This window comes from Variovorax sp. PAMC26660, assembly GCF_014302995.1.
Taxonomy (GTDB): domain Bacteria; phylum Pseudomonadota; class Gammaproteobacteria; order Burkholderiales; family Burkholderiaceae_C; genus Variovorax.
Window position 1 is genome coordinate 2,780,032 of record NZ_CP060295.1, and the last position, 19,957, is coordinate 2,799,988.

A 19,957-nucleotide genomic window follows, 5' to 3' on the forward strand; every position below is an offset into this window, starting at 1 on the left:
GAGTGCGAATGACACCGGGAGCTCCCCTCCGCGAATGTCCCCCGCTTCGCTCCTCCTTTATTTCGCTGCGGGGAGCACCCGGCGTCATTCGCGCTTGGGCACGCTGCTGGTGATCCCGCGATCAACGACTGTTCTGTCCAACGCTCACGTCGATACGGGGCTTTTTTTCGCGAAATAAAGGAGGAGCGAAGCGGGGGACATTCGCGAAAAAGAGCACCGTGTCGGCGTGAGCACGCCCTGAACAACAGCGCAAAAAACCGCGCCGCAACCAAACCACGCGACAAATAAAAAGCAGGCTTCATTCGGCCTGACGCCCCAACGAGCCCGTTGGCACGCCGCTTGCATCTCGACTTGTACACAAGTTTGGATGCCTGAAGATGGTGCATGAAGAAAACGGATCGCCCGCCGCCGCCTGGATCGCGAAATTCGCGACGCCCCTGGTCGGCGCGCAGACCAGCAACGCGCTCGGTGCGGTACTCCCGCTCGCCGGCCTGCGCTTCGCGGTCAAGGACAACATCGACGTCGCCGGCGTGCCGACCACCGCCGCCTGCCCGGCCTTCGATCGCCTGCCGACCGCCCACGCAGCCGTGGTGCAGCGACTGCTCGACGCCGGTGCATCGCTGGTCGGCAAGACCAACCTCGACCAGTTCGCCTGTGGCCTCAACGGCACGCGTTCTCCTTATGGCGAAGTGCCCAACGCCTTCGATGCGCGCCTTGTCTCCGGTGGCTCCAGCTCGGGCTCGGCCTACGCGGTAGCGGCGGGAGAAGTCGACTTCGCGCTGGGCACCGATACCGCCGGCTCCGGCCGCGTGCCCGCCGGACTCAACAACATCGTCGGCCTCAAGCCCTCGCGCGGCCTGCTGAGCGCCTTCGGCGTGGTGCCCGCGGCGCAGAGCGCGGATTGCGTGTCGATCTTCGCGCGCACCGTGGCGCTGGCGGTCGATGTGCTGCTCGCCACGGCAGGCCACGACGCGCGCGACCCGTACTCGCGCGACCTTGCACTGCGCCGCAAGCCGCTGCCAGCGCACTTCCGCTTCGGCGTGCCCGACACGCTGGCCTTCTTCGGCGACACCGCCGCCGAACAGGCCTTCGCCGATGCGCAGACAAAACTCATCGCGCTGGGCGGCTCGCCCGTCACCATTTCCTATGCGCCGCTCGCCGAAGCCGCCGCACTGCTCTACGAGAGTGCACTCGTCGCCGAACGCTACGCCGCCGTGCGCGAGTTCTTCGACGCGCACGACAGCGAAGTGATCGAGCCCGTGCGCAGCATCCTCGCGAGCGGCCGCGACTACACGGCCGCCGACGTGTTCGACGCACAAACGCGCCTGCGCGCCATCGCGCAGCAGGTCGAGCCGATGTGGCGCGACATCGACGTGCTGCTGGTGCCTACCGCGCCCACGCACTACAGCCGCGAACAGATGCGCGCCGACCCGGTCGTGCGCAACCGCAACCTCGGCGCGTACACCAACTTCGTCAACCTGCTCGACTACGCCGCGCTCTCGGTGCCGAGCAGCCTGCGCGCGGACGGTCTGCCTTTCGGCATCACGCTGATCGGCCCGTGCGGCAGCGACCTCGCCCTGGCCGACCTCGGCCAGCGCTACCACCACGCCACCGGCCTCGCGCAGGGCGCGACCGGCCTGCCGCTGCCGGCGCCCCGCCCCGTGCCCGGCTTTGCCGCGCCGGACGCCGACACGCTGCCCATCGCGGTGGTCGGCGCGCATCTCTCGGGCATGCCGCTCAACGGCCAGCTCTCCGAGCGCGGCGCCACATTGCTGCGCGCAATGACGACCGCGAGCGCCTATCGCCTCTACGCATTGCCCGGCACCACGCCGCCGAAGCCTGGCCTCCAGCGCGTGGCCGAAGGCGGCGGCGCCATCGCACTCGAAGTGTGGGCGGTGCCGCTGGCGCAGATCGGCAGCTTTCTGGCATTGATCCCACCGCCGCTCGGCCTTGGCAGCGTCGAGCTGGCCGATGGCAGTTGGGTGCACGGCTTCATCTGCGAAGGCCATGCGCTGGCCGGCGCGCAAGACGTGACCCATCACGGCGGCTGGCGCGCCTACATCGCGAGCCGCACCGCAGCACCCCCTTCCCACTGATCCAGGAGTTCCGATGAGCACCCCAGAGAAATCCTCCACATCGCGCCGCCAGTTGCTGCAAGCCGGCGCGGCCGGCCTCGCCGTGCTGGCCGCACCCGCCATCGTGCGTGCGCAGGCCACGCCCAAGCTGCGCATCGGCTTCTGGCCCGTGGCCGCGGGCCTGCCCTTCTTCGCGGCGGTCGACCGCGGCTACTTCAAGGAAGCGGGGCTCGACGTCGAGCCGCTCAAGTTCGCCGGCGCGCAACAGGTCATGGAAGGCATGCTCGCGGGCCGCTGCGACGGCAGCGCCAACGGCACCGGCTCGGCCAACCTCGCCATCGGCGAGATCGCGCAACCGGGCCTCTTCAAGATCTTCTGCACAAACCCGAGCAACGCCAAGTTCGTGCTCGACGAGTTCATCGTCGCGAAAGACAGCCCCATCAAGACGATGGCCGAGCTGGCCGGCAAGAAGGTCGCCTCCGGCCCCGGCATCCAGAACGTCACGCTGTGCAAGACCATGCTGGAGCGCGCGGGCGCCAAGGGCGCCACGGTGACCGAGCTGCCCATCGGCCAGCACGTGGCCGCGTTGGTCGCGGGCCAGGTCGATGCCTGCTACACGCTGGAGCCCACCGGCACCGTCGGCCGCATGAACGGCACCACCCGTGTCATCGAAGCGGGCGTGGTCGCCAGGTACATCCTCGGCGATCCGATGGCGCCGTGGCACGGCGGCGCCGCCAGCCTCACCACCGACTTCATCAAGAAGAACCCCGAGGTAGCGAAGAAGTACATCGCGGCCTATGCACGTGGTGTGGAGTTGGTGCGCACCAAGCCCGACGACGCGCGCCAGCACATGAAGGGCTACACCGCCATCGAAGGCAAGCTCACGGCCGAAGTGCCGCTTGCGTCGTACATGCTCTACAACGAGTTCAAGCCAAGCGACGTCGCGTACTTCCAGAAGTTCTACGACCTGTTCACCGAGAAAGGCATCTTCGACAAGAAGGTGCCGGTGGACGGCCTTCTCTACAAAGCCTGACCATGGCCGACGCAAGCTCGACCACGGCCGCGCCGTGGACCCCGCCGGCCAGTGCCACGGCAGTGGCGCCCAAGCCACCGCTGCGCGACCGCCTGTTGCCCTTCATCGGCCCGGTGATGCTGTTCATCGTGTGGGACCTGGTGGTGCGGCTCGGATTCATCAAGCCGATCCTGCTGCCCACGCCGGCCGACACCATTGCGGCGCTGATCACGGGGCTTGCGGGCGGCCCGCTGCTCACCGACTTCGCGATGACGGTGTGGCGCACATTGCAGTCCTTTGCCATTGCCGCGGTGATCGGCGTGCCGCTGGGCGTGCTGCTCGGAAGCAACGAGAAGGCGTACCGCAGCGTCGAGTTCCTGATCGACTTTTTCCGCTCCACGCCGTCGTCCGCGCTGATCCCGCTGTTCCTGCTGATCTTCGGTGTGTCCGAGGTCAACAAGATCGCCATTGCGGCTTTCGGCGCGCTGCTCATCGTGGTGTTCAACAGTGCCTACGGCGTCATGAACGCACGCAAGCAGCGCGTGATGGCGGCGCGTGTCATGGGTGCCTCGCGCTGGCAGGTCTTCAAGGATGTGCTGATCTGGGAAAGCCTGCAGCCCAGCTTCGTCGGCCTGCGCTCGGCGGTGTCGATGGCGCTGGTGATCGTCATCGTGGCCGAGATGTTCATCGGCTCCGACACGGGCCTGGGCCACCGCATCATCGATGCGCAGCAGGTCCTCAACGTCAAGAGCATGTATGCGGCGATCCTTGCGGCCGGCGCGCTGGGCTATGCGCTCAACATCCTCTTTCTGATCGCCGAGCGTCGCATCGTGCACTGGAGCGGACGATGAAAGCCACACAGGACATCGTCATCAACGGCCCGGTGTATGCCGACGTGCCCAAGCCCGCCTTCAGGCCCGGCCCGGCCGGCACGCACATCACGATTCGCGGCCTCACCAAGTACTTCGCGGGCTGGCCGCTGTACGAGAACTTCGACCTCGACATTCCCAAGCAGGCCATCGTCTCGGTGTTCGGCCCCAACGGCTGCGGCAAGTCCACGCTCATCAACATGATCGCGGGGCTCGTGCCCATCGACGCGGGCGAGATCCTGTTCGACGGCAAGCAGCGCAAGGACACCAAGATCGGCTACGTGTTCCAGAACTACCGCGAAGCGATGTTCCCGTGGATGCGCACCATCGACAACATCGCCTACCCGCTGAAGCTCGAAGGCCGCAGCAAGGCCGAGGTCGACCGGCGCATGGAAGAACTGGTGGCTTCGTTCGATGTCAAGTTCGACCTCAAGCGCTTTCCGTACGAGCTGTCGGGCGGCCAGCAGCAGACCGCATCGATCATGCGGGCGCTCGCGCCCAACCCCGAGGTGCTGTTTCTCGACGAGCCTTTCTCCGCGCTCGACTTCGAGATGACCCTCTTCATCCGCGAGAAGCTGCAGGAGGTGTTCATGCAGACGGGCACCACCATGCTGCTGGTGTCGCACGACCTCGAAGAAGCCGTGTACCTCGCCGACGAAGTGCTGCTGCTGACCAAGCGACCCACCAAGGTGGCCGAGATCCTGCGCTACGGCGACGCGCGCCCGCGCACGGTCGAGACGCTGAGCACCGACAGCTTCGTTGCCATGAAGAAGCTGAGCCTGGACATCTTCCAGCGAGAGGTGCGCCGATGACCCCCGAGATCAACATCCCCGAAGTGCATGCCGAAGTGAGCGCCGTGTTCGCGCGCTACGAAGAAGCGCTGGTGAGCAACCAGCGCGCGGTGCTCGACGAGCTGTTCTGGAACAGCCCGCACACGCTGCGCTACGGCTTCTCCGAGAACCACTACGGCCACGCCGACATCCGCGCTTTTCGCGCCTCGCTGCCCGTGCAGAGCCCGCCGCGCGAACTGCTGCGCACCGTCATCACCACCTATGGCCGCGACTTCGCGACCGCCAATGTCGAGTTCCGCCGCTCTGGCAGCCGCGAGATCGGCCGCCAGAGCCAGACCTGGCTGCGCACGGCCGAAGGCTGGCGCGTGGTCGCCGCCCACGTGAGCCTGCCGGTCTGACGCCGGAACGCGCGGCACATTTTTTGCACCTCCTTCAACTTCTGGAAAGAACGCCATGACAAGCCCACTCAATCGCCGTGATTCCCTCAAGTCCCTGGCCGCGCTGGGCGCTGCCGGCACGCTCGGAGGCTGGAGTGCACTGGCCGGCGCACAGCCCAAGCCGCTGACTGTCGGTGTGATCTACGTCGGCGCGCGCGACGACTACGGCTACAACCAGGCGCACGCCATGGCCGCCGCCGAAATCAAGAAGCTGCCCGGCATCAAGGTGGTGGAAGAAGAGAACGTGCCCGAGACCGCCGCCGTGCAGAAGACCATGGCCGGCATGATTTCGCAGGACGGCGCCAAGCTGCTGTTTCCCACCTCGTTCGGCTACTTCGATCCGCACATCCTCGCCGTCGCGCCCAAGTACCCGGACGTGCGTTTCTCGCACTGCGGCGGCCTCTGGACCGAGGGCAAGCACCCGAAGAATGTCGGCAGCTTCTTCGGCTACATCGACGAGTGCCAGTTCCTGAACGGCGTGATCGCGGCGCACATGACCAAGAGCAACAAGATCGCCTTCGTCGCCGCCAAGCCCATTCCGCAGGTGCTGCGCAACATCAACGCTTTCACGCTCGGCGCGCGCTCGGTCAAGCCCAACATCACCTGCAGCGTGATCTTCACCGGCGACTGGTCGATGGCGGTGAAGGAAGCCGAAGCCACCAACAGCCTGGCCGACCAGGGCTGCGACGTGTTCACCATGCACGTCGACGGCCCCAAGGTGGTGGTCGAGACGGCCGCCAAGCGCGGCAAGATGGTCTGCGGCTACCACGCGAGCCAGGCCAAGCTGGCGCCCAACGCGTACCTCACCGGTGCCGAGTGGAACTGGATCACCGCCTACAAAACCGCGATCGACGCCGCGCAGGCCGGCAAGCCGCACCCCAACTTCCTGCGCGGCGGCTTGAAGGAAGGCTACGTGAAGATGTCGGCCTACGGACCCATGGTGCCGGACGCCGCGAAGAAGCAGGCCGACGACATCAAGGCCAGGATGATCGTGGGCACCTTCGACATCTTCAAGGACGGCATCAAGGACAACAAGGGCGCCGTCGTGGTGCCGGCCGGCAAGGTGCTCAAGCAGACCGACCTGGAGCTGGAAAAGATGAACTACCTCGTCGAAGGTGTCGTCGGCCAGGTCTGAGCCGCGCAGCATCGTCATGCGCCACGCGCTCAAGGAACTTGCCCTGCCGGTGTTCGCCATTGCGGCGGCACTGCTGCTGTTCGGCCTGCTGGTGGCCTTTGCGGGTGTCGATCCGGTGGGGGTCTGGACGACGCTGTTCAAGGGCGCGTTCGGCGACTGGTTCTCGTGGCAGAACACGCTGCAGCGCGCTGCGCCGCTGATGCTCACGGCGTTGTGTGTGGCATTGCCTGCGCGTGCGGGGCTGATCATCATCGGCGGCGAAGGTGCGCTGGTTTTCGGCGGCCTGGCCTGTGCCGCGCTCGCGCATGCGGTGCCGCTGCCCGGCAATGTCATCGGCACGGTGGTGGTCTGCATTGCGGGCGCCATCGCGGGTGGGCTGTGGATCATGCTCGCGGGCTGGCTGCGCCAGTACCGCGGCATCAACGAAACCATCAGCAGCCTGCTGCTGGCCTACATCGCCATCGGCATCTTCAAGCACCTGGTCGAAGGGCCGCTGCGCGATCCGGCGAGCCTCAACAAGCCATCGACCTATGCGCTGAACGAGGGCATGCTGATCGGCGGCATTGGTGGCTCCGACGTGCACTGGGGGCTGGCGATCGGCGTCGTGGCCTGCCTCGGGCTCGGGTGGTGGCTGCGCGCGACGGCCTCGGGCTTCTCGGTGCGCGTGGTCGGCGGCAATCCGCGCACCGCGCAGCTCGTGGGCCTGCCGGCCACGCGGCTCATCCTCACGGCCTGCGGACTCGGCGGCGCATGCGCGGGGCTGGCGGGCGCGGTCGAGGTGGCGGCGGTGCACACCAACGCCAACGCTTCGCTGATCGCGGGCTACGGCTACGCGGGCATCCTCGTGTCGTTCATTGCGCGGCACAACCCGGTGGCCATCGTGCCGGTGGCGATCCTGTTCGGCGGCTTCGGCGCGGCCGGCAGCCTGCTGCAGCGGCGGCTCGGCTTGCCCGATGCATCGGTGCTGGTGCTGCAGGGCATCGCCTTCGTGCTGATCCTTGCGAGCGAAGGGCTGCGCACGGTCAACTGGAAGACCGTGGGCGACCGCATGCTGCCCGAGGCCAGGAGCTACACATGACGGCCGACCAGTGGATCGCGCTGGTCGCCGGCATCGTCGGCGGCGCATTGCGTGTGGGCGCGCCCTTCCTGTTCGTGAGCCTGGGCGAATGCCTCACCGAGAAATCGGGCCGCATCAACCTCGGGCTCGAAGGCGTGCTGGTGCTGTCGGCCATGGCGGCCTTCGGTGGCGCGTACCTCACCGATTCGGCCTGGCTCGGCGTGCTGATCGGTGCCACGGCGGGCGCGGCGCTGGCGCTGCTGCACGGCGTTCTGTGCTCGCTCGACCGCGTGAACGACGTGGCCACCGGCATCGCGCTGATGCTGCTGGGCACCGGGCTCGCGTTCTACCTGGGCAAGCCGCTGATCCAGCCGCAGGCGCCGCAGATCCCCGCGATCCCGCTGGGCTTCTGGAGCGACAACACGGTGGTGCGCTCGGCCCTGCAGCTCAACGCGCTGGTGCCCATCGGCGTGGCGCTGGCGGTGCTGCTCTGGTGGGGTTTTGCGCGCACACGCGCCGGCCTGCTGGTGCGCATGGCGGGCGATTCGGCGCAGGCCACGCGCGCGCTCGGCTACTCGGTCTCCGGCCTGCGCATCGCGGCCACCACCGCAGGCGGCTTCATCGCCGGGCTCGGCGGCGCGTCGCTCACGCTGTTCTACCCGGGAAGCTGGAACGAAGGCATCTCCAGCGGGCAGGGCCTGATCGCCGTCGCACTCGTGATCTTCGCGCGCTGGAGCCCGCTGCGCTGCGTGGGCGCGGCACTGCTCTTCGGCGGCGCAGGTGCCATCGGGCCGGCGCTGCAGTCCATTGGCATCGGCTGGGGCTACCACCTGTTCAACACGGTGCCTTACGTGCTCACGCTGGTGATCCTGGTGTTCACCTGCAAGCCGGGCAGTGCGGCCGTGGGCAGCCCCGGCGAACTTTCATCGACAAGGAGCTGAGCCGCTGTGCAGGCTGAACGACCATTCATGACTACCATCGCCAACACCACCACCGAACGCCACGTCGCCGCCGAGCCCTATGCGTGGCCCTACAACGGCGCCCTGCGGTCCGACAACACCGCGCTGATCGTGATCGACATGCAGACCGACTTCTGCGGCAAGGGCGGGTATGTCGACGTGATGGGCTACGACCTGTCGCTGGTGCAGGCGCCCATTCAGCCCATCGCGCGCACGCTCGCCGCGCTGCGCCCGCTGGGCTTTCACATCATCCACACGCGCGAAGGCCACCGGCCCGACCTTGCCGACCTGCCGGCCAACAAGCGCTGGCGCTCGCGCCAGATCGGCGCGAACGGTGTGGGCATCGGCGACGACGGGCCCTGTGGCCGCATCCTCGTGCGCGGCGAGCCGGGCTGGGAGCTGATTCCCGAACTCGCACCGTTGCCCGGCGAGGTGGTGATCGACAAGCCGGGCAAGGGCTCGTTCTATGCAACGGACCTCGAACTGATCCTGCGCACGCGCGGCATCGAGAACCTGATCCTCGCGGGCATCACGACCGATGTGTGCGTGCACACGACGATGCGCGACGCCAACGACCGCGGCTTCGAGTGCCTGCTGCTGTCCGACTGCACGGCGGCCACCGACCACGGCAACCATCTGGCGGCGCTGAAGATGATCACGATGCAAGGCGGCGTGTTCGGTGCGCACACCACATCGCAGGCGCTGCTGGCCACGCTCGCGCCCGAAGTGACAGAAGCCTGAAGCGCAACATGGCCGCGACTCTTTCTGCCCAACCCATCGGCGGCCTTCCGGCTGGCACCGGCGCGCTCGCGCTCGACACCTACGAGCTGACCAAGCGCTTCGGCAGCTTCACCGCGATGGACCGCGTGACGATGCGCGTCGAACCCGGCTCGGTGCACGCGTTGCTCGGCGAGAACGGCGCGGGCAAGAGCACGCTGGTGAAGTGCGTGGCCGGCTTCCAGCGCGCGGAAGAGGGCAGCATCCTGATCGACGGCCGCGAGCAGGACATTGCCAACCCGATCGTGGCGCGCGCGTTGGGCATCGGCATGGTGTATCAGCACTTCACGCTCGCACCCGGCATGACGGTGGCCGAGAACCTGCTGCTGGCCGGTGGCAAGACGCCCGCGTTGATCGACTGGAAGAAAAAGCGCGCCGAGCTGGAAGAATTTCTCGCGACCACGCCATTCAGCCTCGATCTCGATGTGCGGCCTTCGGAGCTGGCCGCGGGCGAAAAACAGAAACTCGAACTGCTGAAGCAGCTTTACCTGAAGCCGCGTTTGCTGATCCTCGACGAGCCGACCTCGGTGCTCACGCCGCAGGAGGCCGACGAGGTGCTGGGCCATGTGCGTGAGTTCGCGCGCAGCGGCCTGTGCACCGTGCTCATCATCACGCACAAGTTTCGCGAAGTGATGGCGTATGCCGACAGCGTGACGGTGTTGCGGCGCGGCAAGGCCGTGCATCACTGCCGCGTGGTGGGCACGAGCCCGTCGCAGCTTGCGCAGGCCATGATGGGTGAAGAGGGGGCTATGGTTGCGGCGCCAGTGTCTTCGCCCGTTGCCAGAAAGCCGGTGAGTGAAAGCGCGCCTGTCGCACTGAAGGTGGAAGGTCTCAAGGCCCAGGGCGATCGCGGCACGCTGGCGTTGCACGACCTGAGCCTGTCGGTGCGCGCAGGCGAGATCCTTGGCGTGGCTGGTGTTTCAGGCAACGGCCAGCGCGAGCTGGTCGAGGCATTGGTCGGGCAGCGACCGCGACTCGCGGGCCGCGTGACGGTGATGGGGCAGCCCTACAACGCACGGCGTGCGGAGAACCGCAGCCTCAAGGTCCGCAGCCTGCCTGAAGAGCCTTTGCGCAACGCATGCGTGGGCGATCTCAGCGTGTCGGAGAACATGGCGCTGCGGGATTTCGACAGGCCGCCCTTGTCGCGGGGCGGGGTGCTCAACTTTCCGTTCTGGCGCAGCCGGGCGCGCGAGTGGATTGCCGAGTACGGCGTCAAGACGCAAGGTGAAGGGGCGCCGATTCGCAGCCTGTCGGGTGGCAATGTGCAGCGCGCGGTATTGGCGCGCGAACTGGCGGGTGACATCAACGTGCTGATCGCGGCGAACCCGGTGTTCGGTCTCGACTTCGCGGCGGTCGCGGAGATTCATTCGCGCATCGTGCAGGTGCGCGAGAAGGGCGGGGCGGTGCTGCTGATCAGCGAAGACCTCGATGAGCTTCTGGAGCTGGCGGATCGCATTGTCGTGATGAGCGAAGGGCGCGTGGTGTTCGAGACTTCTGCTGCAGGGGCCGAGCGGCATGTGATCGGGGCGCACATGGGGGGTGGACATTCCGAGCCTTCGCTGGAGGCTGCTGCATGAGTGCTCTGGCGATTTTGGGGGCGCCCGGTATGCGGCACGGTGCGGTCGCCCCCGCTGCGCCGGCCGCTTCGCGGCTGCCCTGCGGTGCTCGCATTTCGCGGGGTCTCGCAGAACTCGCTTCGCTCAAACAGCTGCGAGCCCTTGTCCGCGAAACGCTGCGCTCCTCGGCGGCGCAGAGGGGGCGCCCGCCCCGCACCGCATACCGGGCTCCGGGGTGGCGTGTGTACCCCTGCCCTGAAAGCAAGCGAGAACAGCCATGCGCATAGAAGCCGCCCCCTTTGCCTACGATTTCGAGCTGAAGAGCACAGCCTTGGTCCTCATCGACATGCAGCGGGACTTCATGGAGCCCGGTGGGTTTGGCGAAACACTGGGCAACGACGTCTCGTTGCTCCAGGCCATCGTGCCAGCCGCAAAAAGGGTTCTGCAGGCATGGAGAAATGCAAGCGGTCTCGTGGTCCACACGAGGGAGTCGCACACCGCCGACCTGTCCGACTGCCCAACCGCCAAACGCAACCGTGGCAACCCCGCCCTGCGCATCGGCGACGAAGGCCCGATGGGCCGCATCCTCGTGGCCGGAGAGCCCGGCAACCAGATCATCGACGCGCTCGCACCCATCGATGGGGAGATCGTCATCGACAAGCCTGGCAAGGGCGCCTTCTACGCCACTGGCCTGCACGCGCTGCTGCAGCAACGCGGCATCACCCATCTGCTGTTCGGCGGCGTCACCACCGAGGTCTGCGTACAGACCTCCATGCGCGAAGCCAACGACCGGGGCTACGACAGCCTGCTGCTCGAAGACTGTACCGAGAGCTACTTTCCTGCCTTCAAGGCGGCAACGCTCGACATGGTCCGCGCCCAGGGCGCCATCGTCGGCTGGACCGCGCCCAGCACCGCGCTGCTCTTGGCGCTGAACAACGCCGCATGACGCAGGCGCCAGCGACTACCATTCCCCACGTGTCTACCGTCCGTCCCCGCCCCGCTTCACCTGCCCCCGCCGCCGCAACCGCCGACGCGGCCGTTTTCCGCACGCGGGCCGACGAGGTCTACGCGCAGCTCAAGCGCGACGTGGCCGACTTCATCCTCGTGCCCGGCGATCGCTTCACCGAGAGCGAGATCAGCGACCGGCTCGGCGTGTCGCGCACGCCCGTTCGGCAGGCGCTGTTCCGGCTGCAGCAGGAAGGCTTTGTCGAAGTGCTGTTTCGCAGCGGCTGGCGGGTGCTGCCCTTCGACTTCGACCAGTTCGAGCAGTTCTACGACCTGCGCATGGTGCTCGAAACCACCGCCGTGCACCGCCTGTGCGAAACCGACCGCCACATCGACCGCGGCCTGATCGAGGCGCTGGCCGACATCTGGCTTGTGCCGGTGGCCCAGCGCAGCGCCGACACCGCCCAGGTCGCCCACTGGGACGAGGCCTTTCATTGCGCGCTGGTGGCCGCCGCCGGCAACGCCGAGATGGCGCGCGTGCATGGCGACGTGACCGACCGCATCCGCATCATTCGCCGGCTCGACTTCACCAAGCAGCCGCGCATCGATGCCACCTACGAAGAGCACGGCAAGATCCTCAAGGCCGTCCGCGCGAACCGGGGCGACCAGGCCGCGATGCTGCTGCGCGCGCACATCGAGACCAGCCAGGCCGAAGTGCGCAAGATCACGCTGCACCAGGTGCATCTTGCGCGGCATGCGGGGAAGGCGTTGGGCCCGCGCTGAGTTGCAGGGGTTGCTCCTTCCCCCTCTGGGGGAAGGCTGGGATGGGGGCTCTCGGCCTTTGCCACAGCGCAGCCTTCGCGAAGGCCGCATGCCCCCACCCCGACCCTCCCCCGGAAGGGGAGGGAGAAAGGCAGGAACTCAGTCGGCGGTGATGCTGCCGCGCTTCACGACCCCAGCCCAGCGGTCCGCATCCTTCTTGATGAGCGCGCCGAACTCGGCCGGCGTCGAACTCGCCGGCACCATGCCTTGCGACTCGAAGGACTTCGCCACCTCGGGCTGCTTCAGCACCGCCGCGATCTCCTTGTTGAGCCGCGCCACCACTTCGGGCGGCGTGCCCTTGGGCGCGAGCACGCCGTACCACATGTCCACGTTGTCGGCGGTCACGCCGGCCTCGGCCAGCGTGGGCACATCGGGCAGTTGCGGCAGGCGCTTGCTGCTGCCGGTGGCAATGGCCTTGAGCTTGCCGACCTGGATGTGCTGCAGCGCCACGTGCACCGGCAGGAACATGTAGTCGATGCGCCCGCCCAGCAGGTCGGTCACCGCGCCGGCGGTGCCCTTGTACGGCACGTGCAGCATCTCGGTGCCGGTGCCCTGCATGAAGAGCGCCATCGACAGGTGGTGCGGCGTGCCGACGCCCGGCGTGGCGTAGGTCAGCTTGCCGGGGTTGGTCTTGGCCGCGCTCACCATCTGCGCCACCGTGCCGGCCTTCTGCACGTTCGGGTTGGTCACCAGCAGCAGCGTGCCCCAGGAGGTGAGCGAGACGGGCGTGAAGTCGGCCACCGGGTCGTAGCTCAGCGACTTGTAGAGGCTGCGATTCATCACCAGCGTGTTGACCTGCACCATCAGCGTGTAGCCGTCGGGCTTGGCGCGCGCCACCTTCTCGCTGCCGATGTTGCCGCTGGCACCGGCCACGTTGTCCACGATCACCGGCTGACCCAGCAGGGCAGGCAGGCGGCCCGAGAGCTGGCGCGCCACGAGGTCGATGCCGGTGCCGGGCGTGTAGGGCACCACCAGTGTGATCGGCTGGTCGGGCCACGCATGGGCGGCCACGGCGGTGGCTGAAACGAGCAGGGCGGCGAGGGTCTGGGTGAGCAGTCGCATGGTGGGGGTCTCCGTTTTCTTTTTGTGGATGGGTGTGTGTCGGCGCTCAGAGGTACGAAGCGCGTGCCTTCAGCGCGACCGGGTCGTAGCCGGCCACGCGCTTGTAGTTGTCCGAGATGGCCTGCAGCTCGGCCGTGGTCACGATGTCTTCGATCTGCTCGAAGCGCTGGCCGCCCGAGCGCTCGAACACTTCGCGCAGGATCGCGTCGGGCGGGTTGCTGCGGTTGGTCAGCACCACGTTGGTGGTGGCCTTCACGCGCACGCGGTCGTAGTCTTCCAGCGCGGCGTTGCCGACGCCCAGGTCCTTGAGTGCTCCTGCGAGAAAGCGCGCGTCGATGATCGCCTGGCCCGCGCCGTTGGAGCCGCGAGGCACCATCGGATGCGCGGCATCGCCCAACAGCGTGAGGCGCCCGTGCGTCCAGCGCGGCAGCGGGTCCTGGTCGACCATCGGGTACTCGAGGATGGTGTCGGAGGCCAGGATCAGCGCCGGCACGTCGAGCCAGTCGAAATGCCAGTCGGCGAACGCGGGCAAAAAGTCTTCGACGCGGCCGGTGCGGCTCCAGTCGCGCATCGCGGGCTGCGGCGCATGGATCTCGGCCACCCAGTTCACGAGCTGATGGCCTTCGACATCGATGTCGTTGCGGATCGGGTAGATCACCATCTTGCCGACCGACAGCCAGCCCGCGCGCACCATGCTCGCGCCCGACAGGAAAGGCTTCCAGCGCGCAGTGCCGCGCCACATGTTCACACCCGAATAGCGCGGGGCGCCTTCGTTCGGATAGAGCTGTTTGCGCAGTGCCGAGTGGATGCCGTCGCAGCCGACCGCGATGGCGCCGCGCACCGAGGGCGCGTTCGCAAAATGCACGGTCACGCCCTCGACGTCCTGCGTCACGCCCGTGCAGCGGCTGTTGCAGACCACGCTGTCGGGGCCGAGGCGCTTGAGCGTTTCTTCATGCAGCACGGTTTGCAGGTCGCCGCGATGGATCGAGAACTGGGGCCAGTCGTAGCCCGCATGCTCGCCCGCCGCTTCGCGAAAGATCAGTTGGCCATGTTCGGTGAAGAAGATCGACTCTTTGGTGCGAACGCCCACCGCGTCGAGTTGCGGCAGCAGGCCCAGCTCGGTCAGCTCGCGCACCGCGTGCGGCAGCAGGTTCACGCCCACGCCCAATGGCTTGAGTTCGGGCACGGCCTCGTACACGCGGCAGGGAATGCCGGCCTGGTGCAGGCTCAGTGCCAGGGTCAGGCCGCCGATGCCGGCGCCCAGGATGATGACTTCGTTCATGGTCGTTCGTGGTGTTGCGTTGTGTCCCGGGCCGCATTAGGAACGCACATAAACCATTTGGGAAATTTAGATGTGATATGGATTTATCATGAATCCTTATGAACCTCTCGACCCGTCAGATGCGCGCCTTCCTGCACGTGGCGCGCATCGGCAACTTCACGCGGGCGGCCGAGCAGGCGCACATCACGCAGGCGGGGCTGAGTATCCTGATCCGCGAAATGGAAAAGCAGCTCGGCTGCCGGCTGTTCGACCGCACCACGCGCGTGGTGAGCCTCACGCCGGCCGGGCGGCGCTTGCTGCCGGTGGTGGAGCGGCTCATCACCGACCTGGACGATGTGGCCGCGCAGCTCGGCGCCGAAGGCGACGAGGCGCGCCAGACCCTGCGCATCGCGGCCACGCCGCTGGTGTCGTCGCACTTGTTGCCGCAGGTGTTCAACACCTTCCGGCAGGCCCATCCGCAGGTGAGCCTGCGCCTGTTCGATGCCGACCTGCGCGACGTCGAAGCCATGGTGACGGCCGGCGATGCCGACATGGGCCTGGGCTTCTTCTTCAAGGCCGCGGCGGGGCTGGACCGCACGCCGGTCGGGCGCTTCCACCTGATGCGCGTGGCGCCCCTGGCGGACGACGCCGACGAGCCACCCGCCATCGGCACCGCGCCCTGGTCGGCGCTGCGCGGCATCGGGCTCATCGGCCTGCCGCCGGGCAACCCGATCCAGAAGGTGATCGACCAGCACCTGGCCGCCATCGGCCTGGCCGATGCGCAGCGGCCCGCGTTCAACTTCTTCGGCACGCTGATCTCGATGGTGGAGGCCGGCTTCGGCACCGCTGTGATGCCGACCTTTGCGCTGGCCGCCTGTCGCCGCCATCGCGTGCGCACCGACGTGCTGACCAAGCCGAAGGCCGGACTCGATTTCTACCGCATCACCAAGCGGGGCGCGCATGAGACCGAGGCCATGCAGGCCTTCGTTGCCACGCTGGTGAAGGCGCTGCCCGCGCTGTCGCGGTAACGGGCTTCGGCCCGCTGGCGCTCACACCATCGCGTTGTCGCCGCCCGGAATCTCGTGCGCCTTGATCTGCCGGCGCGTGAGCTTGTAGAGCGTGGAGGCCACAAAGCCGCTCTGGTGGGTGTTCTTCGTCGCGTTCACCACGAATTCGTCTTCGGGTGAGACGGCCTGGGCGCCCATGATCCAGCGCACGCTCTCGCGGTAGTTGTAGAGCACCTTGTCGTTGCTGTCGGCCAGCAGCACCGACAGCGTGGCCATGGCGGCGGCGTCGCCGTTCGTCGCATGCTCGCGCACGAAGTCCAGATACCGGTGCCGCGCGGGGATGTCTGTCAGGTCGCTGATGAACATCAGCGCGCCTTCGGTGCCGTCCTCGCGGCCCAGTTCGTGCGCCTTCAACATCGCTTCGACCGCCTGCACCTGCAGCGCCGGGCGCTGCGCCACGGGCGTGGCGCCTTCCCAGGCCATGTCGTGGCAGAGGTAGCCGAGCTTGTACGCCGCGAGGCCGTTGCCGGCATTCATGGACTGGTCGTAGCAGCGAATGGCTTGCTGCCGGTCTTGTGGGCCATGCAGGCCGCCGGCATGGAAGATGCCGAGCGTGAGCAGGCACGAGGTGTCGCCCGCCGCCAGCCCGAGTTCCAGCATCTCGAAGGCCTCCTTGTTGCGCGGCACGCGCCACAGCGCGCGCGCCAGGTCGTCCCAGTGCTCGGTGCCTGCGGCACGCTCGCGTGCTGCGGCCAGCCATGCGTTGCCGGCCGCTTCGTTGGGCACGAAGCCGAAGGCGCCCTTCAGGCTGCAGTAGCCGTGCAGGATCAGCGCGGTGTTGCATTCGTAGGCGTTGGCGCTGTTGCAGATGGCCTGGCCCAGCCAGTGGCCCTCGGGCTCCTGCTCCAGTGCCAGGTGCACCGCCATGTTCATCGCGTACTCGTCGTCGATGGGGTGGTGGCTCTCGGCTTCGCGCAGGCAGGCCAGCGCTTCCGGATGCTGGTCGAGCATGTAGTGGCTCACGGCCAGCCAGCGCAGGGTTTCCCAGCGGTGGTAGGGGTAGAGCGCCTCGTTGGCGCGCTGGCGCGTGGCGGCCATGCGCTGCTGGGCTTCGGCCGGGTCGTCGTCCTTGTCGACCGCGTTGCCCTGGTGGACGTCGCGCCAGATCTCGTGGCGCAGCCGGTCTTTCTCGACTTCGTTCAGGTGGGCGCAGGCGGGCGAGGCGATGAAGGCGCGCACGCGTTCGTGGCTGCCGCCCCAGCGCGGCTGCTGGAACCAGACGCACTGGCGCATGAAGAAGAACAGCCGCGGGTGCACGTGCAGCGTGGCGTGGATCCAGTAAGACGTGCCGCTGATCATCTTCTTGCCCTGCACGGGCGAGGGCAGCGCGACAGGCGTTTCCTCGGGGCAGGCGATGCGCTCGTCGTGCGTCAGGCCGGAGCGCGCGAGCATGGCCAGCAGCTCTTCGCGGGTGGCCGGGTCGCCCAGCGAGAACTCGTGCTGCAGCGGGCTGTCGGGCCAGCGGCCGCTGCGCACCAGCTCCGTCAGCCAGTCGGGTTCGTTGAAGGCCGAGGTGCTTTGCAGCAGCAGGGCACAGGTGGTCCACATCGTGGGTGCGAGGGTCAATGCCCGCAAGGCCGCGACCGCGCAGCGCGTGGCGCAGGCATGGGCGCATTCCCAGCCCAATGCGGTGACCGAACTGGCCCAGCCCGAGCCGCGGTATTCGTAGGCCCAGTGATACCAGTAGTGCGCCTCGCAGAGCCAGGCGTGGGCCGATTGCGGATTGGCGGCTTGCCAGGCGGTCAGCCGGGCCAGCCCTTCGGCGCCGGCCGCGGTGCAGCCGGCCAGGTCGTCGGGCAATGCGCCGTAGTAGCGCTCTTCGTCGTCACGGTCGTGAAAGCTGGCGGCGAGCGCATCGTCGAGCCGCTGGTCCAGCGCGGCGTGGTCGGCGGCGCGCAGCATGGCGTCGATGTCGCAGAGCTTCCAGCGCGCGGGCGCGGGGGGAATCACGTTCGCTGCGGCGGGGGGCGTGTTTGTCGTCATGGGCGGTTGCGCGTCAGGCCGACGCGGCAGGTGCGGGGGTGGGTTGGGGGTCGAAGATGCGGTAGCGCTTCCACGGCAGCGTGAGCCAGTTGCCGTTGCTGTTCTGCAGATGCTCCTGCACTTCCAGCGTGGCGCGCGAAGAGGCGGGGCCGTCCTGGCTGCTGATGCGCAGCCAGTGCAGCCGCGCCCGTGCGTAGGCGTGGCCGAAATCTTCCCAGCTCTCGAAGCTGTCCTGCGCACGCTGCGCATTGAGGAACAGCACCAGCCAGGCCTGCGACTCGGGCACCCAGCCCAGCAGCGCGATGCAGCGCACCAGGAAGGCGGTGCGTGCGCAGTCGAAGGCCAGCGCGTCGCGCACCTTGCCTTCGGCCGCGAGCTGCTCGTAGAAATTGGCATGGGTGCGGCCGAGCCCGCCGACCCAGCCGACCAGGGCGGCCTGCATCTGCGTGGCAATGTCGCGCTCGGGCAGGTCGGCGGCCATGTTCATTTCGCGCAGCACCTGTCTGGCCAGCCGCTGGCGCTGCTCGGCGGGCAGATCGAGCGCCAGCGCATCGCTGTCGCAGCGCAGGCCGTTGCGCTGCAGCAGGATGTCGCCGAGCGCCAGTGCCCAGCGGCGGCGGTTGGGCGCGACCTTCTCGGACTGGGCCTTGGCCTGCGCCATGCGCGCCGAGAGGTCGGCATTGGCCTTCTCCATGTGGCTGATCGCCTTGTCCGCGCCGCGCGTGGCGATGCGGAAAGACGTGCGCACGATGAACCAGGCCACGCGCAGGCCGAGGTACAGCAAGCCCAGCAGCATCAGCACGAGGACGGCCTGCATCATGGCAATGCAACTGCGGCCGGTGGCGCGCACACGGCGGCACTCAGCGAGATGCCTTCGATCTCGACCATCGACGCAGGCGCGTCCTGCGATGCCGCCTGCAGCGACGGCGGCAGCCGGTTCGCGGGCAGCATCAGGCGGGCGGCGGCCGCCACGGCCACGTCCATCTGCCGCAGCCGCGCCAGCTCATGCGGCGCGATGCGCAGCAGCAGCCATTGCAGCGCCGGCGGCGGCTGCTCGAAGTGCTCGATCAGGTGGAAGTTGCCGCTCATCACGCTGAGCAGGAAGTCGGGGCTCTGCACGTCGGTGACGAACTTCCACTGGCCCCGGGCGGCATCGCCCGACGCCTCGGGCTCGAACACCAGGCCCATGCCCTCGCAGTCGCTGTGGCGCTCGCCGCGCGGCGGCAGCGTGCGCAGGAACTGCAGCACATCGTCGGCGTACTTGCGGACCGGGTGGCGGTTCTGCTTGCCCTTGATCTGGTCCACCCGCAGCCCGTCGGCATGCACTTCGAGGCTGATGGTCACGTGCGGCAGGTTGCCCGCGCTGCGCAGCGTGAACAGGCGCAGCCGGCCGCTCTGCGCGGCGCTGGCGTACTGCTCGCCGTAGCCGCCATTGAGCTTCTTGATGTTGGCGAACTGGCCCAGGCAATGCTGCATGTGGAAGGACTCGTAGGCCATTTCCTCGCGCAGTGCCGCGTGGCTGCCGATGAACTCGAAGATCACGCCGTTGGGCGTGCGCAGCAGTTCCTTCAGCGCCAGGCCGCTGCTGGGCACCCAGCCCTTGTTGCGCTTGGCCTGCATGCGCTGGTGTTCCTGCTCCCACATGGCCATCGCCATGAAGCAGGTGATGCGCTGCAGCTTCTGTTCGAGCCGCGTGCCGCGCCGTGAGCGCAGGAACTCGACCAGCATGCGTTCGCGGTCGACCAATAGCAGGTGCTCGGGGTCGAGGTAGTAGAAGGTCTTCGGGGCGGCTTCGGTCGCAGGCGATTCGGCCTCGCCGGCCTTGGACTTGTCTTTGTCCAGTGCCGCCGCTGCGTTCACGGCGGCGGGGGCGCGTGGTGCAAGCTGCTTGGCCAGCCACTCCGGCAACGGCTTGTCGGGGCCGGCCGCGGCCAGGTAGTCGGCGGGCGACTGCACCGTCAGCACGTTGTCGAAGCTGCCGATGGCCCAGCGGAAGAAGTGGTTCAGCAGCCAGGCCGTCATGTCGGCGTCGTCACCGCGCTCGGCGCTGCGGCGCGCGATCGCGGCCTTCACTTCGGGCGCATTCACCACGTCGCGCGGCAGGTACACCGCCGTCGAGGCGGCGGGCGCGGGTGTCGGTATGGGCATC

At 67.8% G+C, this 19,957-nt stretch carries 18 protein-coding genes; 13 read left to right on the top strand and 5 right to left on the bottom strand.

Annotated elements, in window-relative coordinates; translation table 11 throughout:
• Positions 1-377 precede the first annotated feature (377 nt).
• The 12 genes from atzF (at position 378) to H7F35_RS13480 (ending at position 12,396) form a co-directional block, all read left to right on the top strand.
• The gene (gene atzF / locus H7F35_RS13425) at positions 378-2,096 is read left to right on the top strand and encodes an allophanate hydrolase (RefSeq protein WP_187113333.1); all 1,719 of its coding nucleotides are present in this window, start codon (positions 378-380) and stop codon (positions 2,094-2,096) included.
• Between the two features lie 13 nt (positions 2,097-2,109).
• Complete coding sequence (locus H7F35_RS13430) at positions 2,110-3,108, top strand: ABC transporter substrate-binding protein (protein WP_187113334.1); 999 nt, start codon at positions 2,110-2,112, stop codon at positions 3,106-3,108.
• 2 nt (positions 3,109-3,110) lie between these two features.
• Positions 3,111-3,938: an ABC transporter permease gene (locus tag H7F35_RS13435; RefSeq protein WP_187113335.1), complete on the top strand. Its 828-nt coding sequence runs from the start codon at positions 3,111-3,113 to the stop codon at positions 3,936-3,938.
• Positions 3,935-4,768, top strand: a complete 834-nt coding sequence (locus tag H7F35_RS13440) for an ABC transporter ATP-binding protein (protein ID WP_187113336.1) — start codon at positions 3,935-3,937, stop codon at positions 4,766-4,768. The genes H7F35_RS13435 and H7F35_RS13440 overlap by 4 nt, the downstream gene beginning before the upstream one ends.
• Positions 4,765-5,145 carry an oxalurate catabolism protein HpxZ gene (gene hpxZ, locus H7F35_RS13445; protein WP_187113337.1) on the top strand — a complete coding sequence of 127 codons (381 nt, stop codon included), beginning with the start codon at positions 4,765-4,767 and terminating at the stop codon, positions 5,143-5,145. Before H7F35_RS13440 ends, hpxZ begins: the two co-directional genes overlap by 4 nt.
• A 55-nt stretch (positions 5,146-5,200) precedes the next feature.
• The gene (locus H7F35_RS13450; protein WP_187113338.1) at positions 5,201-6,319 is read left to right on the top strand and encodes a BMP family ABC transporter substrate-binding protein; all 1,119 of its coding nucleotides are present in this window, start codon (positions 5,201-5,203) and stop codon (positions 6,317-6,319) included.
• Between the two features lie 16 nt (positions 6,320-6,335).
• The gene (locus H7F35_RS13455) at positions 6,336-7,397 is read left to right on the top strand and encodes an ABC transporter permease (RefSeq protein ID WP_187113339.1); all 1,062 of its coding nucleotides are present in this window, start codon (positions 6,336-6,338) and stop codon (positions 7,395-7,397) included.
• Entirely contained in the window at positions 7,394-8,317 is a 924-nt protein-coding gene (locus tag H7F35_RS13460) for an ABC transporter permease (protein WP_187113340.1), read from the top strand. Before H7F35_RS13455 ends, H7F35_RS13460 begins: the two co-directional genes overlap by 4 nt.
• A 27-nt stretch (positions 8,318-8,344) precedes the next feature.
• The gene (locus H7F35_RS13465) at positions 8,345-9,076 is read left to right on the top strand and encodes a cysteine hydrolase family protein (protein WP_187113341.1); all 732 of its coding nucleotides are present in this window, start codon (positions 8,345-8,347) and stop codon (positions 9,074-9,076) included.
• 8 nt (positions 9,077-9,084) lie between these two features.
• Positions 9,085-10,689, top strand: coding sequence for an ABC transporter ATP-binding protein (locus tag H7F35_RS13470; RefSeq protein WP_187113342.1), 1,605 nt, complete (start codon positions 9,085-9,087; stop codon positions 10,687-10,689).
• 256 nt (positions 10,690-10,945) lie between these two features.
• Positions 10,946-11,614, top strand: coding sequence for a cysteine hydrolase family protein (locus H7F35_RS13475; RefSeq protein ID WP_187113343.1), 669 nt, complete (start codon positions 10,946-10,948; stop codon positions 11,612-11,614).
• The gene (locus tag H7F35_RS13480; protein ID WP_222622023.1) at positions 11,611-12,396 is read left to right on the top strand and encodes a GntR family transcriptional regulator; all 786 of its coding nucleotides are present in this window, start codon (positions 11,611-11,613) and stop codon (positions 12,394-12,396) included. Before H7F35_RS13475 ends, H7F35_RS13480 begins: the two co-directional genes overlap by 4 nt.
• A 138-nt stretch (positions 12,397-12,534) precedes the next feature.
• Here H7F35_RS13480 and H7F35_RS13485 read toward each other — a convergent pair whose 3' ends face one another.
• A complete protein-coding gene (locus H7F35_RS13485; RefSeq protein WP_187113345.1) occupies positions 12,535-13,497 on the bottom strand; it encodes a tripartite tricarboxylate transporter substrate binding protein in 963 nt (320 codons plus the stop codon).
• A 46-nt stretch (positions 13,498-13,543) separates the two neighbouring features.
• Entirely contained in the window at positions 13,544-14,779 is a 1,236-nt protein-coding gene (locus H7F35_RS13490; protein ID WP_187113346.1) for a flavin-dependent oxidoreductase, read from the bottom strand.
• Between the two features lie 98 nt (positions 14,780-14,877).
• Here H7F35_RS13490 and H7F35_RS13495 point away from each other — a divergent pair, with 98 nt between their 5' ends.
• Positions 14,878-15,786, top strand: coding sequence for a LysR family transcriptional regulator (locus H7F35_RS13495; protein WP_187113347.1), 909 nt, complete (start codon positions 14,878-14,880; stop codon positions 15,784-15,786).
• A 21-nt stretch (positions 15,787-15,807) separates the two neighbouring features.
• Here the strand turns inward: H7F35_RS13495 and H7F35_RS13500 are convergent, their stop codons facing one another.
• Genes H7F35_RS13500 through H7F35_RS13510 form a run of 3 tightly spaced genes read right to left on the bottom strand, consistent with a single transcriptional unit; the run spans position 15,808 to position 19,956 of the window.
• Positions 15,808-17,808, bottom strand: a complete 2,001-nt coding sequence (locus tag H7F35_RS13500; RefSeq protein WP_187113348.1) for a DUF4034 domain-containing protein — start codon at positions 17,806-17,808, stop codon at positions 15,808-15,810.
• A 13-nt stretch (positions 17,809-17,821) separates the two neighbouring features.
• A complete protein-coding gene (locus H7F35_RS13505) occupies positions 17,822-18,658 on the bottom strand; it encodes a DUF1266 domain-containing protein (protein ID WP_261803618.1) in 837 nt (278 codons plus the stop codon).
• Positions 18,625-19,956, bottom strand: a complete 1,332-nt coding sequence (locus H7F35_RS13510; protein WP_187113349.1) for a PcfJ domain-containing protein — start codon at positions 19,954-19,956, stop codon at positions 18,625-18,627. The genes H7F35_RS13505 and H7F35_RS13510 overlap by 34 nt, the downstream gene beginning before the upstream one ends.
• Position 19,957: the final 1 nt, after the last annotated feature.

Excerpts from the sequence above, each read along its gene's own strand:
- atzF (WP_187113333.1), top strand. The coding sequence starts at position 378 with ATGGTGCATGAAGAAAACGGATCGCCCGCCGCCGCCTGGATCGCGAAA.
- H7F35_RS13430 (WP_187113334.1), top strand. The coding sequence starts at position 2,110 with ATGAGCACCCCAGAGAAATCCTCCACATCGCGCCGCCAGTTGCTGCAA.
- H7F35_RS13435 (WP_187113335.1), top strand. The coding sequence starts at position 3,111 with ATGGCCGACGCAAGCTCGACCACGGCCGCGCCGTGGACCCCGCCGGCC.
- H7F35_RS13440 (WP_187113336.1), top strand. The coding sequence starts at position 3,935 with ATGAAAGCCACACAGGACATCGTCATCAACGGCCCGGTGTATGCCGAC.
- hpxZ (WP_187113337.1), top strand. The coding sequence starts at position 4,765 with ATGACCCCCGAGATCAACATCCCCGAAGTGCATGCCGAAGTGAGCGCC.
- H7F35_RS13450 (WP_187113338.1), top strand. The coding sequence starts at position 5,201 with ATGACAAGCCCACTCAATCGCCGTGATTCCCTCAAGTCCCTGGCCGCG.
- H7F35_RS13455 (WP_187113339.1), top strand. The coding sequence starts at position 6,336 with ATGCGCCACGCGCTCAAGGAACTTGCCCTGCCGGTGTTCGCCATTGCG.
- H7F35_RS13460 (WP_187113340.1), top strand. The coding sequence starts at position 7,394 with ATGACGGCCGACCAGTGGATCGCGCTGGTCGCCGGCATCGTCGGCGGC.
- H7F35_RS13465 (WP_187113341.1), top strand. The coding sequence starts at position 8,345 with ATGACTACCATCGCCAACACCACCACCGAACGCCACGTCGCCGCCGAG.
- H7F35_RS13470 (WP_187113342.1), top strand. The coding sequence starts at position 9,085 with ATGGCCGCGACTCTTTCTGCCCAACCCATCGGCGGCCTTCCGGCTGGC.
- H7F35_RS13475 (WP_187113343.1), top strand. The coding sequence starts at position 10,946 with ATGCGCATAGAAGCCGCCCCCTTTGCCTACGATTTCGAGCTGAAGAGC.
- H7F35_RS13480 (WP_222622023.1), top strand. The coding sequence starts at position 11,611 with ATGACGCAGGCGCCAGCGACTACCATTCCCCACGTGTCTACCGTCCGT.
- H7F35_RS13485 (WP_187113345.1), bottom strand. The coding sequence starts at position 13,497 with ATGCGACTGCTCACCCAGACCCTCGCCGCCCTGCTCGTTTCAGCCACC.
- H7F35_RS13490 (WP_187113346.1), bottom strand. The coding sequence starts at position 14,779 with ATGAACGAAGTCATCATCCTGGGCGCCGGCATCGGCGGCCTGACCCTG.
- H7F35_RS13495 (WP_187113347.1), top strand. The coding sequence starts at position 14,878 with ATGAACCTCTCGACCCGTCAGATGCGCGCCTTCCTGCACGTGGCGCGC.
- H7F35_RS13500 (WP_187113348.1), bottom strand. The coding sequence starts at position 17,808 with ATGACGACAAACACGCCCCCCGCCGCAGCGAACGTGATTCCCCCCGCG.
- H7F35_RS13510 (WP_187113349.1), bottom strand. The coding sequence starts at position 19,956 with ATGCCCATACCGACACCCGCGCCCGCCGCCTCGACGGCGGTGTACCTG.